This is a genomic window from Streptomyces sp. NPDC058001 (assembly GCF_042886315.1).
Lineage (GTDB): Bacteria > Actinomycetota > Actinomycetes > Streptomycetales > Streptomycetaceae > Streptomyces.
This window is the reverse complement of record NZ_JBHVQT010000009.1, coordinates 17,876-30,468: the sequence shown is the minus strand read 5'-3', so window position 1 is coordinate 30,468 and position 12,593 is coordinate 17,876. Positions and strand designations below refer to the sequence as shown.

General features: G+C 70.5%; 14 protein-coding genes. 8 read left to right on the top strand and 6 right to left on the bottom strand.

The annotated features are described in order from the left end of the window. Positions 1-152: 152 nt before the first annotated feature. Positions 153-542 (bottom strand): DUF3099 domain-containing protein, encoded by a 390-nt coding sequence (locus ACFVT5_RS22865; RefSeq protein WP_389890880.1) that lies wholly within the window; start codon positions 540-542, stop codon positions 153-155. A 236-nt stretch (positions 543-778) separates the two neighbouring features. On the opposite strand from ACFVT5_RS22865, the gene ACFVT5_RS22860 reads away from it, so the two are divergent. Next, positions 779-1,057, top strand: a complete 279-nt coding sequence (locus tag ACFVT5_RS22860) for a GlsB/YeaQ/YmgE family stress response membrane protein (protein ID WP_389890877.1) — start codon at positions 779-781, stop codon at positions 1,055-1,057. 97 nt (positions 1,058-1,154) lie between these two features. On the opposite strand, the gene tyrS is transcribed toward ACFVT5_RS22860, so the two are convergent. The 3 genes from tyrS to ACFVT5_RS22845 form a co-directional block, all read right to left on the bottom strand. Beyond that, positions 1,155-2,423 (bottom strand): tyrosine--tRNA ligase, encoded by a 1,269-nt coding sequence (gene tyrS, locus ACFVT5_RS22855; protein ID WP_389890874.1) that lies wholly within the window; start codon positions 2,421-2,423, stop codon positions 1,155-1,157. 66 nt (positions 2,424-2,489) lie between these two features. Further along, a complete protein-coding gene (locus ACFVT5_RS22850) occupies positions 2,490-3,902 on the bottom strand; it encodes a metallopeptidase TldD-related protein (RefSeq protein ID WP_389890871.1) in 1,413 nt (470 codons plus the stop codon). Then, positions 3,899-5,455 carry a TldD/PmbA family protein gene (locus ACFVT5_RS22845; RefSeq protein WP_389890868.1) on the bottom strand — a complete coding sequence of 519 codons (1,557 nt, stop codon included), beginning with the start codon at positions 5,453-5,455 and terminating at the stop codon, positions 3,899-3,901. Before ACFVT5_RS22845 ends, ACFVT5_RS22850 begins: the two co-directional genes overlap by 4 nt. A 260-nt stretch (positions 5,456-5,715) precedes the next feature. Between ACFVT5_RS22845 and fabG the strand changes: the two genes are divergently transcribed. The 3 genes from fabG to ACFVT5_RS22830 all read left to right on the top strand — a co-directional run bounded on the left by fabG (position 5,716) and on the right by ACFVT5_RS22830 (position 7,807). Beyond that, positions 5,716-6,432 carry a 3-oxoacyl-[acyl-carrier-protein] reductase gene (gene fabG / locus ACFVT5_RS22840; RefSeq protein ID WP_389890865.1) on the top strand — a complete coding sequence of 239 codons (717 nt, stop codon included), beginning with the start codon at positions 5,716-5,718 and terminating at the stop codon, positions 6,430-6,432. A 5-nt stretch (positions 6,433-6,437) separates the two neighbouring features. Beyond that, complete coding sequence (gene fabI / locus ACFVT5_RS22835; protein ID WP_389890862.1) at positions 6,438-7,205, top strand: enoyl-ACP reductase FabI; 768 nt, start codon at positions 6,438-6,440, stop codon at positions 7,203-7,205. Between the two features lie 227 nt (positions 7,206-7,432). After that, complete coding sequence (locus ACFVT5_RS22830) at positions 7,433-7,807, top strand: hypothetical protein (protein WP_389890859.1); 375 nt, start codon at positions 7,433-7,435, stop codon at positions 7,805-7,807. On the opposite strand, the gene ACFVT5_RS22825 is transcribed toward ACFVT5_RS22830, so the two are convergent. Beyond that, the gene (locus tag ACFVT5_RS22825) at positions 7,788-8,537 is read right to left on the bottom strand and encodes a FadR/GntR family transcriptional regulator (RefSeq protein WP_389890857.1); all 750 of its coding nucleotides are present in this window, start codon (positions 8,535-8,537) and stop codon (positions 7,788-7,790) included. The two genes, ACFVT5_RS22830 and ACFVT5_RS22825, sit on opposite strands and share 20 nt — an antisense overlap. Before the next feature lie 52 nt (positions 8,538-8,589). Between ACFVT5_RS22825 and ACFVT5_RS22820 the strand changes: the two genes are divergently transcribed. The 4 genes from ACFVT5_RS22820 (at position 8,590) to ACFVT5_RS22805 (ending at position 11,178) form a co-directional block, all read left to right on the top strand. Then, a complete protein-coding gene (locus ACFVT5_RS22820) occupies positions 8,590-9,963 on the top strand; it encodes a CynX/NimT family MFS transporter (protein ID WP_389891915.1) in 1,374 nt (457 codons plus the stop codon). A gap of 68 nt (positions 9,964-10,031) precedes the next feature. Next, entirely contained in the window at positions 10,032-10,148 is a 117-nt protein-coding gene (locus ACFVT5_RS22815) for an SGM_5486 family transporter-associated protein (RefSeq protein WP_389890854.1), read from the top strand. Between the two features lie 214 nt (positions 10,149-10,362). Continuing rightward, the gene (locus tag ACFVT5_RS22810) at positions 10,363-10,572 is read left to right on the top strand and encodes a hypothetical protein (RefSeq protein ID WP_389890851.1); all 210 of its coding nucleotides are present in this window, start codon (positions 10,363-10,365) and stop codon (positions 10,570-10,572) included. Positions 10,573-10,665: 93 nt separating this feature from the next. Continuing rightward, the gene (locus ACFVT5_RS22805) at positions 10,666-11,178 is read left to right on the top strand and encodes a SixA phosphatase family protein (RefSeq protein WP_389890848.1); all 513 of its coding nucleotides are present in this window, start codon (positions 10,666-10,668) and stop codon (positions 11,176-11,178) included. 141 nt (positions 11,179-11,319) lie between these two features. On the opposite strand, the gene serB is transcribed toward ACFVT5_RS22805, so the two are convergent. Further along, positions 11,320-12,537, bottom strand: a complete 1,218-nt coding sequence (serB, locus tag ACFVT5_RS22800; RefSeq protein ID WP_389890845.1) for a phosphoserine phosphatase SerB — start codon at positions 12,535-12,537, stop codon at positions 11,320-11,322. Positions 12,538-12,593: the final 56 nt, after the last annotated feature.

Here is a 12,593-nt window from a genome sequence, read left to right as displayed (position 1 = left end):
AGCAGCCACGGGGGGAGCTGCCCGGCGTCGGTCCGTCGCTCCGACGGGGGATGCGGAGCGCGTTACGAAGTATGTCACGCGCGACCCGCTGCCCGGCACCGGAACAACATGATTGATCTGAGGTTTTCTTGAGCTTGGCGGAATGGCTCCGGTCAGTTCTGCTCGCCGTGCACCCCGCCCGTCCGGTCACCCGGCGTGCCCGCCGGAGCGTCCTTCGGGGCGGGAGCCGGCTCTTCCGGCGCAGGTCCGGACAGCGTCGGCCGGAACGGCATCGGCACGAATGTCGTGGGCATTGAACGCACGTTCTCCCGGCCCGCGTTGGCGATCACGACGGCGATGTAGGGGAGGACGAGACCCAGGACGAGCGCCACGATGGCCACATATCGCTCCACGTTCCACAGGGTCACGCCGAGGATCACCGCGAGTGTCCGGATGAACATCGAGATCACATAGCGCCGCTGCCTGCCCCGTACGTCGTCCGCGAGTCCCTGTCTGGCTCCCGTGATCCGGAAGACCTGGCCGCCGCTCCGCTTCCGCGTCATGTTCCGCCACCACCCTGCGTCGTCGGACGCTCCCAGTCCGAACACCTTCACCGTACGCCGTGCCCGCGCCGTCCACGAGACCGGGGCCGGGCCCCGCGCCGGTCCTGCGGGGGCGTAGCGCCCGCACCCCGTACCGCGTATGGCCCCGGTCGACATGCGCCGTATGGAGGACCACCCGAGACTGAGGTGACTGCTCGGCGTCCAGCCGGTCATCGAGCGCTTTCAGGAGGCGAGCCATGGGCTGGTTGTGGGCGATCATTGTCGGATTCGTGCTGGGCATCATCGCCAAGATGATCCTGCCCGGCAAGCAGCACAGCCCGCTGTGGCTGACGACGATCTTCGGCATGATCGGCGCCGTCATCGGCAACTCGCTCGCCGCGTCCTTCGGTATCGCCGACACCAAGGGCATCGACTGGGGCCGCCACGTCCTCCAGCTCATCGCCGCCGTCATCGTCGTCGGCCTCGGCGACATGGCCTACATGGCGCTGCGCGGCAGGAAACGCGAGCGGGCCTGACCGACCCGCACGGCTGACCGACCTGGAAAAAGGGGCGGCGCCACGGTGACCACCGTGCCGCCGCCCCTTTTTCGTACGGCTTCCCTGTGCGGGTGCCTCAGGCCCCGGCAACCTCGATCGCCGCCAGGTTCCGCTTGCCGCGCCGCAGCACCAGCCACCGTCCGTGCAGCAGATCGCCCTCGGCGGGAACGGCGTCCTCGGCGGTGACCTTGGCGTTGTTCACATACGCCCCGCCCTCCTTGACGGTGCGCCGGGCGGCCGACTTGCTCGCCACCAGACCCACCTCGGCGAACAGGTCCACGACCGGGCCCAGCTCCGTGACCCGGGCGTGCGGTACCTCCGAGAGCGCCGCCGCGAGAGTCGCCTCGTCCAGCTCCGCCAGCTCGCCCTGCCCGAACAGAGCCTTCGACGCGGCGACGACCGCGGCGCACTGCTCGGCGCCGTGCACCAGCGTCGTCAGCTCCTCGGCCAGCGCACGCTGCCCGGCACGGGCCTGAGGCCGCTCCTCGGTCTGCCGCTCCAGCTCCTCGATCTCCGCACGGGACCGGAAGCTGAAGATCCGCAGGAACTTGGACACGTCCCGGTCGTCCGCGTTCAACCAGAACTGGTAGAAGGCGTACGGCGTCGTCATCTCCGGGTCCAGCCAGATCGTGCCGGACTCCGTCTTGCCGAACTTGGTGCCGTCGGCCTTGGTGATCAGCGGCGTACCCAGCGCGTGGACCTGCGCCTCCGGCTCGACCCGGTGAATCAGATCGGTGCCCGAGGTGAGGTTGCCCCACTGGTCGCTGCCGCCGGTCTGGAGCGTGCAGCCGTACCGCCGGTACAGCTCCAGGTAGTCCATGCCCTGGAGGATCTGGTAGCTGAACTCGGTGTAGCTGATGCCCGCGTCGGAGTTCAGGCGCCGCGCGACGGCCTCCTTGGCGACCATCTTGTTCACCCGGAAGTGCTTGCCCATGTCGCGCAGGAACTCGATGGCGGACATGCCCTGGGTCCAGTCCAGGTTGTTCACCATCACCGCGGCGTGCGGTCCCTCGAAGTCGAGCAGCGGCTGGATCTGCCCGCGCAGCCGCTCGACCCAGGCCGCGACGGTCTCCGGCGCGTTCAGGGTGCGCTCCGAGTTCGGCTTCGGGTCGCCGATCAGGCCCGTGGCGCCGCCGACGAGCCCCAGCGGACGGTTGCCCGCCCGCTGGATCCGCCGCATCGTGAGGATCTGCACCAGGTTGCCGAGGTGCAGGCTCGGCGCGGTCGGGTCGAAGCCGCAATAGAACGTGACAGGACCGTCCGCGAACGCTTTGCGCAAGGCGTCCTCGTCAGTGGACAGGGCGATCAGCCCACGCCACTTCAGCTCGTCGACGATGTCCGTCACGGTCTCGTATCTCCTTCGGGAACGGGCCGGTACCGACACGTACCGGTACCGGCCAGTGTATGGGGGTCATACTCCGGGGCTGACCGAACTCATGTTGAAGTCCGGCACCCGCAGCGCGGGCATCGCGGTCCGGGTGAAGTAGTCGCTCCACTCGCGCGGCAACGTCTTCCCGGTCCGCCCGGCCTCCACCGCGCGGCCCAGCAGATCCACCGGCGACTCGTTGAAGCGGAAGTTGTTCACCTCGCCGACGACCTCGCCGTGCTCCACGAGATAGACGCCGTCCCGGGTCAGCCCTGTCATGAGCAGGGTCGCCGGATCGACCTCCCGGATGTACCACAGGCAGGTCAGCAGCAGACCCCGCTCGGTGCCCGCGACCATCTCGTCCAGGGACCGGTCACCGCCACCGTCCAGGATCAGGTTCCCGACCGGCGGGGCCACCGGAAGCCCGGTCAGATCCGCGGTGTGCCTGCTGGTCGGCAGCCGCGTCAGCTCACCGGCCCTGATCCAGTCGGTCGCCGTCAACGGCAACCCGTTGTCGAACACCGACTCGTCGTCCCCCGAGCTGCGCGCCAGTACGTACGGCGCGCACTCCAGACCGGGCTCGTGCGGATCGCCGCGCAGCGTCAGCGGCAGTTCCGCCACCTTCTCGCCGACCAGGGTGCCGCCGCCCGGCTTCGAGAACACCGTGCGGCCCTCCGCCGCGTCCCGGGCGCCCGACGCCCAGAACTGGTAGATCAGCAGATCGGCCACGGCGGTCGGCGGCAGCAGCGTCTCGTACCGCCCGGCCGGCAGCTCGATCCGCCGCTCGGCCCAGCCGAGGCGCCGCGCCAACTCCGCGTCCAGGGCACCGGGGTCGACGTCCCGGAAGTCCCGCGTCGCCCGGCCCGCCCACGCCGAGCGCGTACGGTCCGGGGACTTGGCGTTCAGCTCCAGCGTTCCGTTCGGCTGGTCGTGCCGCAGCCGCAGCCCCGTCGACGTACCGAGATAGCTCGACACCAACTCGTGGTTGGCGAATCCGTACAGTTCCCGGCCGCCCGCGCGCGCCGCCGCGAACGCCTCGCCGAGCGCCGGGGCGAAGTCCGCGAACACCGCCGACGAGGTCTCCGCCGGCGCGTCCGTGAAGTCCCGCGACGCGGCGACGCCCTTGACGAGCGGCTGCGCGTCCTCGGCGGGCCCCGCGGTCCGCGCCGCCGCCTCGGCGGCCCGCACCAGCGGCTCCAGGTCGTCCGCGGTGACCGCGGAGCGCGACACCACACCGGACGCCGTGCCCTGCGCGCCGTCGACCGTCGCGATGACGGTGAGGGTGCGCCCGCGGGTGACGCCGTTCGTCGTCAGGGAGTTGCCGGCCCAGCGCAGATTCGCCGTCGAGTGCTCGTCGGCGATCACCACACAGCCGTCGGCCCGGGACAGGTCCAGGGCCCGCTCGACGATCTCGTGCGGCTGCTGCGTACCCGGCGTACGGGAAGTCTGCGCGGTCATCGCCCGGCCTCCTGCGTGGTGTTGAGGATGTTGACGCCCCGGAACAGGGCGGAGGGACAGCCGTGCGAGACGGCCGCGATCTGGCCCGGCTGGGCCTTGCCGCAGTTGAAGGCGCCCCCGAGCACATACGTCTGCGGGCCGCCGACGGCCGTCATCGAACCCCAGAAGTCGGTCGTCGTCGCCTGGTACGCGACATCCCGCAACTGCCCGGCGAGACGCCCGTTCTCGATCCGGAAGAACCGCTGTCCGGTGAACTGGAAGTTGTACCGCTGCATGTCGATCGACCAGGACCGGTCGCCCACCACATAGATACCGCGCTCGACCCCGCCGATCAGATCCTCCGTCGACATGCCCCCCGGATCGGGCAGCAGCGACACATTCGCCATCCGCTGCACCGGCACATGCCCTGGGGAGTCCGCGTACGCGCATCCGTTGGACCGCTCGAAGCCGGTCAGCTTCGCGATCCGCCGGTCCAGCTGATAGCCCACCAGGGTGCCGTCCCTGACCAGGTCCCAGGACTGCCCGGCCACGCCCTCGTCGTCGTACCCGATGGTCGCCAGGCCGTGTTCGGCGGTGCGGTCACCGGTCACGTTCATGATCTCGGAGCCGTACTTCAGCTTCCCGAGCCGGTCGAACGTCGCGAAGGAGGTGCCCGCGTACGCCGCCTCGTAGCCCAGCGCGCGGTCCAGCTCCGTGGCGTGCCCGATCGACTCGTGGATCGTCAGCCACAGATTGGACGGGTCGACCACCAGGTCGTACAGGCCGGCCTCGACACTCGGCGCCCGCATCTTCTCGGCGAGCAGCTCCGGGATCCGCTCCAACTCCCCGGCCCAGTCCCAGCCCGTCCCCGTCAGATACTCCCAGCCGCGCCCTGCCGGGGGCGCCAGGGTCCGCATCGAGTCGAACTCGCCGGTCGACTCGTCCACCGCGACCGCCGTCAACTGCGGGTGCACCCGCACCCGCTGCTGGGTGGTGACCGTGCCCGCCGTGTCCGCGTAGAACTTGTTCTCGTGCACCGTCATCAGCGAGGCGTCCGCGTGCGACACGCCGTCGGCGGCGAGCAGCCGCGCGCTCCACTCGGCGAGCAGCCCCGTCTTCTCCTCGTCGGGCACCGAGAACGGGTCGATCCCGTACGACGACACCCAGGTCCGGTCCGCGTGCACCGGCTCGTCCGCCAGCTCCACCCTCCCCCACTGCCCGAAAGGCGTGGGAGGTGCCCCCATGTCCGAACCGGCCGCCTTGATCACCCGCGCCGACAGCTTCGCCATCGCCACCGCCTGCGCCGCGACCTTCGCCGCCGCGTCCATCGTCAGGTCCACACCCGACGCGAAGCCCCAGGTGCCGCCGTGCACCACCCGTACCGCGTAGCCCAGATCGGTGGTGTCCGACGAGCCCGACAGCCTGGCGTCCCGTAGCCTCCGGGTCGCGCTGCGCACCCGCTCAAGACGGAAGTCGGCGTGGTCGGCGCCCAGCGCGCGGGCCCTGGCGAGCGCCGCGTCGGCGAGCGCCCGCAAGGGCAACGCCGTGAAGGCTTCGTCGATCGAATGAGGCACGGGAGGTCTCCCTGATCTCGGGGTTGACGGGACGGTGACGGAGGTCCGGCACGGCCGGTGGTACGGATGGCCACGGTGACGGCGCCGGACGACGGCACGGTCGGTTCCGATCATGTCGCGCGACGCGGCCCCAGGGCCACACCTTTCTGTAGGGATCCGACAGCGAGTCCGTTACGCCACTGTCGGTGGCCGATTCTCCGCAGGGGGGACGGTACCGATAGGTTTTCGAGGTACCAGACCGCTATCGAAAGGGTGATCCGTTGAGCCGCTCGGTTCTCGTCACCGGAGGAAACCGGGGCATCGGCCTCGCCATCGCCCGCGCCTTCGCCGACGCCGGCGACAAGGTCGCGATCACATACCGCTCGGGCGACCCCGCCGACCTCACCGCGCAGGGCTTCCTCGCCGTCAAGTGCGACATCACCGACGGCGAACAGGTGGAGCAGGCGTACAAGGAGATCGAGGCCGAGCACGGCCCGGTCGAGGTGCTCGTCGCCAACGCCGGGGTGACCCGCGACCAGTTGCTGATCAGGATGACCGAGGAGGACTTCACCTCCGTCCTGGACACCAACCTCACCGGCACCTTCCGCGTCGTCAAGCGGGCCAACCGGGCCATGCTCCGCGCCAAGAAGGGCCGCGTCGTCCTGATCTCGTCGGTCGTCGGCCTGCTCGGCTCGCCGGGTCAGGCGAACTACGCCGCGTCGAAGGCGGGCCTGGTCGGCTTCGCCCGCTCGCTCGCCCGTGAGCTCGGCTCGCGGAACATCACGTTCAACGTCGTCGCGCCCGGTTTCGTCCAGACCGACATGACGGACGCGCTCACCGACGAGCAGCGCGAGAACATCATGCGGCAGGTGCCGCTCGGGCGGTACGCGCAGCCCGACGAGATCGCCGCCGCGGTGCGGTTCCTCGCCTCGGACAGCGCTTCGTACATCACTGGAGCCGTCATCCCGGTTGACGGCGGACTGGGAATGGGTCACTGATCACCATGAGCGGAATCCTCGAAGGCAAGCGCGTCCTGATCACCGGTGTGCTGCTGGAGACCTCCATCGCCTTCCACGTCGCCAAGCTCGCGCAGGAGCAGGGCGCCGAGATCATCCTCACGGCCTTCCCGCGCCCCACGCTCACCGAGCGCATCGCCAAGAAGCTGCCCAAGCCCACCAAGGTCATCGAGCTGGACGTGACCAACGACGAGCACCTCGGGCGTCTCGCCGACATCGTCGGCCAGGAACTCGGCGGCCTCGACGGCGTCGTGCACTCCATCGGCTTCGCCCCGCAGGACGCCATGGGCGGCAACTTCCTGAACACGCCCTTCGAGTCCGTCGCCACCGCGATGCATGTCTCCGCGTACTCGCTGAAGTCCCTCACCATGGCCTGCCTGCCGCTGATGCAGAACGGCGGCTCGGTCGTCGGCCTCACCTTCGACGCGCAGTACGCCTGGCCGCAGTACGACTGGATGGGCCCGGCGAAGGCCGCCCTGGAGGCCACCAGCCGCTACATGGCGCGTGACCTCGGCAAGCAGAACATCCGCTGCAACCTGGTCTCGGCCGGCCCGCTCCGCTCCATGGCCGCCAAGTCCATCCCGGGCTTCAGCGACCTGGCCGGCGTCTGGGACTCCCGCTCCCCGCTGGAGTGGGACCTCAACGACTTCGATCCCGCCGGGCGCGGCGTCGTGGCGCTGCTCAGCGACTGGTTCCCGAAGACCACCGGCGAGATCGTCCACGTCGACGGCGGGCTGCACGCGATCGGCGCCTGATTCTCGTACGCAGGCATGTGTGTACGTACGCAGGGATGTATGTACGTGTTCACGGGCGATGCCCCGTCCCCTGCCGCGTGCGGGAGGCGGGGCATCGCCCGTTCGGGTCATCACCGCGTGCGGCCGGGGCCAGGACCCGGTCATTCTGAAGGGCAAGTTCCTACCTTGTGGTGCAGCCGCGGCGGCACGTCACCGTCCGTCGTGGTACAGCCGAGGAGGTCTCCCTTGTGCGTCTGTCACACGGCTTCGTCCCGATGCTCGCCGTCCTGGTCCTGCTCACCGCGCTGCCGTACGAATCCTCACGGCACGAGAGCGACAACGATCCCGAGACCGCCCGCCCCGCGCGCGTGAGGGACGCCGCGGCGTCCAGCGCCGCGACCGCCGAGTGCCGTACCACCGTCACCGGCTCGGAGGCGGTGACCTACTGCCACAACCCGTACCCCCAGACCGACCGGGTCGCCCTGCACATCGACTGCGCCCAGTGGTGGGACGTCGACAGCGACGGCGCACCCGTCGACGCCGGACCCGCGACGACCGTCCGGCTGGCGGGTCGGTGCTGGAAGGAGATCCGCTCGGTGTGGATCAGCCACGAGAAGGTGTAGCGGTACCTGGATCTGTACCCGGCGCCGTATCCGGTTCCGTGCCCGGTGCGGCCGGGCCCAGGCGTCCCGGCAGGCACCGGAACGCGTAGCCGCCCGCCTCGGTCGCCGCCGCCTCCGCGTCCCCGACCCGGATCGCGTCGACCAGGCGGGCGTGGTCCATGTGGTTCTCGGGCGTCAGCTCCCGGCCCACGCCCTCGCGCAGCCAGTCCCGTAGGACCTCGCCCAGGTCGGCGTACATCGCCGTCATCACGTCGTTGTGCGAGGCCGCGACGACCGCCAGGTGGAAGGTCGCGTCCGCCGTCACGAACGCCTCCGCCTCGCCCGTCTCCCACGCCTCCTCGCGGCGCAGCAGCAGTGTGTCCAGCTGCTTGAGGTCCCGCTCGGAACGCCGCTCGGCGGCCAGCTTCGCCGCGCTCGCCTCCAGCGTCGAACGCAGCTCCGCGATGTGCCGGGGATCCGCGCCCGCGAACCTGCGCTGCATCACACCGGCCAGCTCACTCGTCGCCACGACATACGTGCCGGAGCCCTGGCGGATGTCCAGGAGACCGTTGTGCGCGAGCGCCCGGACCGCCTCACGGACCGTGTTGCGGGCGACCCCCAGCTGCTCGACCAGCTCGGGTTCCGTCGGGATACGCGAGCCGACCGGCCACTCACCCGTGGAGATCTGGGCCCGCAGCGCGGCGATGACCTGCTCGGACAGTGCGGAACGGCGGGGATGGCTCAACGGCATGAGAGTCCTTCACGCACAGGGGTTGGACAACCAATCATCCCATCATTCTATGATGCGAGGCATGGCCAGCGAGGAAAACCGCACGACGACACGCACCACGACACGTACGACCACGCCGAAGCCACCCGTAGACACGCGGGACGGGACCACCGGCCCGGAACGGAACCCGCGCGCGTGGGCGGTCCGTCTCGTCGTCGTCGGCATCATCCTCGCCGCCCTCAACCTCCGCCCCGCCATCACCAGCCTCGGCGCCCTCCTCGAAGAGGTACGCGACAGCCTCGGCATGAGCGGCACCCTCGCCGGACTGCTCACCTCGGTGCCCCCGCTCTGCTTCGCGATCTTCGGCGTCACCGCGCCCCGCCTCGCCCGCCGCTTCGGACCCGCCGCCGTGGTGTGCGCGGGCATGGTCGCCATCACCGCGGGCCTCGCCCTGAGGCCGCTCGCGGGCGGCCCCGCCCTGTTCCTCGCCGCCAGCGCACTCGCCCTCATGGGCATCGCCGTCAGCAACGTCCTGATGCCGGTGATCGTCAAGCGCTGGTTCCCCGACCGGGTCGGCTCGATGACCGGCCTGTACTCGATGGCCCTGGCCCTCGGCACCTCCGCCGCGGCGGCCGTCACCGTCCCGATGACCGGAGCGCTCGGCGGCAGTTGGCGCGCGGGACTCGCGGTATGGGCCGTCCTCGCGGCGCTGGCCGTCCTGCCGTGGCTGCTCCTCGCACGGGACCGCGACCGGGGGCGTGACCGGGACCGGGACCGGGACCGCGCCCGCACGGGAACCACCGCCGCCCCGGCCGGACCGGAACCCGACGGGCTGCGCATCACCCGCAGCCGGACCGCCTGGGCGCTCGCCCTGTTCTTCGGACTCCAGGCCACCGCCGCGTACATCACGATGGGCTGGATGCCGCAGATCTTCCGGGACGCGGGCGTCCCCGCCGGCACCGCGGGGGTGCTGCTCGCCGTCACGATGGTCATGGGCGTACCGCTCGCCTTCGTCATCCCGCGCCTCGCCACCCGCCTGCCCCAGCAGGGCCCCATCGTGATCGCCCTCGGCGTCTGCGGGCTCGTCGGCTACGCGGGCCTGTACGCGGCACCGGCCGCCGGCGCGTGGGTCTGGGCGCTGCTCCTCGGCATCTCCAACTGCTCGTTCCCGCTTGCTTTGACGATGGTCGGCATGCGGGCCCGTACCGGCGCCGGAGTCGTCAAGCTGTCCGCGTTCGCGCAGAGCACCGGCTATCTGCTGTCGATCCCCGGACCGCTCCTGGTGGGCGTGCTCTACCAGCACAGCGGCGGCTGGGGCCTGCCGATCGCGCTGATGGCCGGACTGATGGTGCCGCAGATCGCGGTGGGCGTCCTCGCGGGCCGCAACCGGACCGTCGAGTCCGAGTGCGGCGCCCCCGCCCCGGCCCCCGCGCCCGCCACGAACTGACCGGGACTCGGGCCCACCGGCATGCCCCCACCCGACGGGTCCCCGGCCACGGGTGCGAGACTGGGCGCATGCCTGTGCTCGACCCGAATCCCCAGAACGGTCAGAAGAAACTGCTCATCGTGTTCGGCGCGATGCTGGCCATCACCGTGATCATCGGCGTGATCGCCACGATCGCCTCGCCGTGATCGGCCCGTCGTGAGCCGCCTGTCGTGACGTGATCGGCCCGTCGTGACCAGGGCTTCCGGAGCCGATGGTGGGGCTGGCCCCACCATCCCTTAGGGGGTCAGTGTCAGGGTCAAGTGGGTGGATCACCGGATGGGTTGAGGCCGCCCGTTTCCGTACCTTCGAGATGTGGCCGCGATGACGCGGCACGGAGCATCGAAGACTCGCGGAGGCGTCATGTCGGCCCGTACGCACACCCGGCCCCACCCGGCCCCCACGGGCGGCGGCGTCGAGATCCGGTTGCCCTGGTGGGCGCTGGTCCTGCCCGCGATCGCCTTCGTCATCCTGCTGACCCTGATCCTCAACCCCTCCGACGCGCACGCCGCGACCTCGGACCCGGGCGTCGGGCGCCTCCTGGAGCGCGCCCAGGACCTGGTCCTCAGGTAAAGACGGCACACGGGGCAGCGGGGTGTCACCCGTGGTGGCGGAGCGTGTCAACTCCCTGCGCCCCATGGCACGTTTCGTGCGAAGCTGGAACGCATGAGCGTCGCAGAACCCCGCAGGATTGTCCTTTTCCGGCATGCCAAGGCCGACTGGCCCCAGGTGTCCGACCATGAGCGTCCCCTCGCCGACCGGGGCCGCATGGACGCCCCCGTCGCCGGACGCAAGCTGGCGGACACGGGTCTCGCACTCGACCTGGCCGTCTGCTCGACGGCGACCAGGACCCGCGAAACGTGGAAGCTCGCCGTCCAGGAACTGCCGCACCGACCGAAAACGGTGTACGAGGAGCGGCTCTACGAGGCATCGCCCGGCGAGCTGATCGCCGTACTGAACGACATCCCGGACGACGCGCGGAATGTCGTACTGATCGGCCACAACCCCGGCATCCAGGGCCTCACCGAGATCCTCGCGGGCTCGTCCGACGCGGACGCCCAGCGCAGGATGAGCCGCCGCGGCTTCCCGACCTCCGCCTTCGCGGTCCTGACCTTCACGGGGCCCTGGAAGGGCCTGGAGCCGGGGGCTGGAACGCTGGCGGATTATTGGGCCCCGTAGCCCGTCCGGGCGGGGCGACCCTCCGGGCGGGTGACCGGCCGGGCTCGTGAAGCGCCGTAGCGGCGGAGATTCCTTCCGTCGCTACGGCGCTTCGTCGCTACGGTGCTCTGTCGCTACGGTGCTCTGCCACGACGGCGTGACTCAGTCGTCGTGCGTGTCCGCCGCCTCGACCTCTTCGCGGGTGATGCCCAGGAGGTACAGGACGGTGTCCAGGAAGGGCACGTTCACGGCGGTGTGCGCGGCCTCGCGGACCACCGGCTTCGCGTTGAAGGCGACACCGAGCCCGGCCGCGTTCAACATGTCGAGGTCATTGGCGCCGTCGCCGATCGCCACCGTCTGCGCCAGCGGCACCCCCGCCTCGGCGGCGAACCGGCGCAGCAGCCGCGCCTTGCCCGCCCGGTCGACTATCTCGCCCGTGACCCTGCCGGTGAGCCTGCCGTCCACGATCTCCAACGTGTTGGCCTGCGCGAAGTCGAGCCCGAGGCGGTCCTTCAGATCGTCGGTGACCTGGGTGAACCCCCCGGAGACGACGCCCACTTGGAAGCCGAGCCGCTTGAGCGTACGGATCAGGGTGCGCGCGCCCGGCGTCAGCCGCACCTCGCTGCGGACCTTCTCCACGACCGACGCGTCCAGGCCCGCGAGCAGCGCCACCCGCGCGTGCAGGGACTGTTCGAAGTCCAACTCGCCCCGCATCGCCGCCGCCGTCACCCCGGCGACTTCCTCCTCGCACCCGGCGTGCGCGGCGAACAGCTCGATCACCTCGTCCTGGATGAGCGTCGAGTCGACGTCCATCACGACCAGGCGCTGCGCCCTGCGGTGCAGCCCCGCCGCGACGACGGCGACATCCACGCCGAGCCCGGCGGACGCGGTGGCAAGGGCCGTCCGCAAGGTCTCGGTCCCGGTGCCGGACACCGCGAACTCGACCGCTGTCACGGGGTACTTGGCGAGCCGGAAGATCCGGTCGATGTTGCCGCCGGTCTCGGTGATACGGGCCGCTATGGCCGCTGTCGACTCGGCCGTCAGCGGGTGGCCAAGGACGGTGACCAGGGAACGTCCGAGACCGCGCGGCTGGTTGTCGCCGTGCCCCGAGATGATCTCGGCCTGCATCTTCATGGACTCGGCCCAGCTGTGCACGGTGGCCCGCAGATCGCCCGCCAGGCCGGTGGGCGGCTCGGTCACGAGCGCGCACAGGACGATACGGCCACGGGTGACGACCTGCTCGATGTCGACGACATCGACGGAGTAGGCGGCGAGGGTGTCGAACAGCCCGGCGGTGATCCCGGGCCGGTCCTTGCCGAAGATCTTGACCAGGAGAGTGGGAACGTCAGTGGGAACGTCTGAGGTCTGCGATGCGCTCATGGTGCTTCCACCGTATCCGGCACCGGGTGTCACGCGCCCTACGGGTCCGCCCGTCG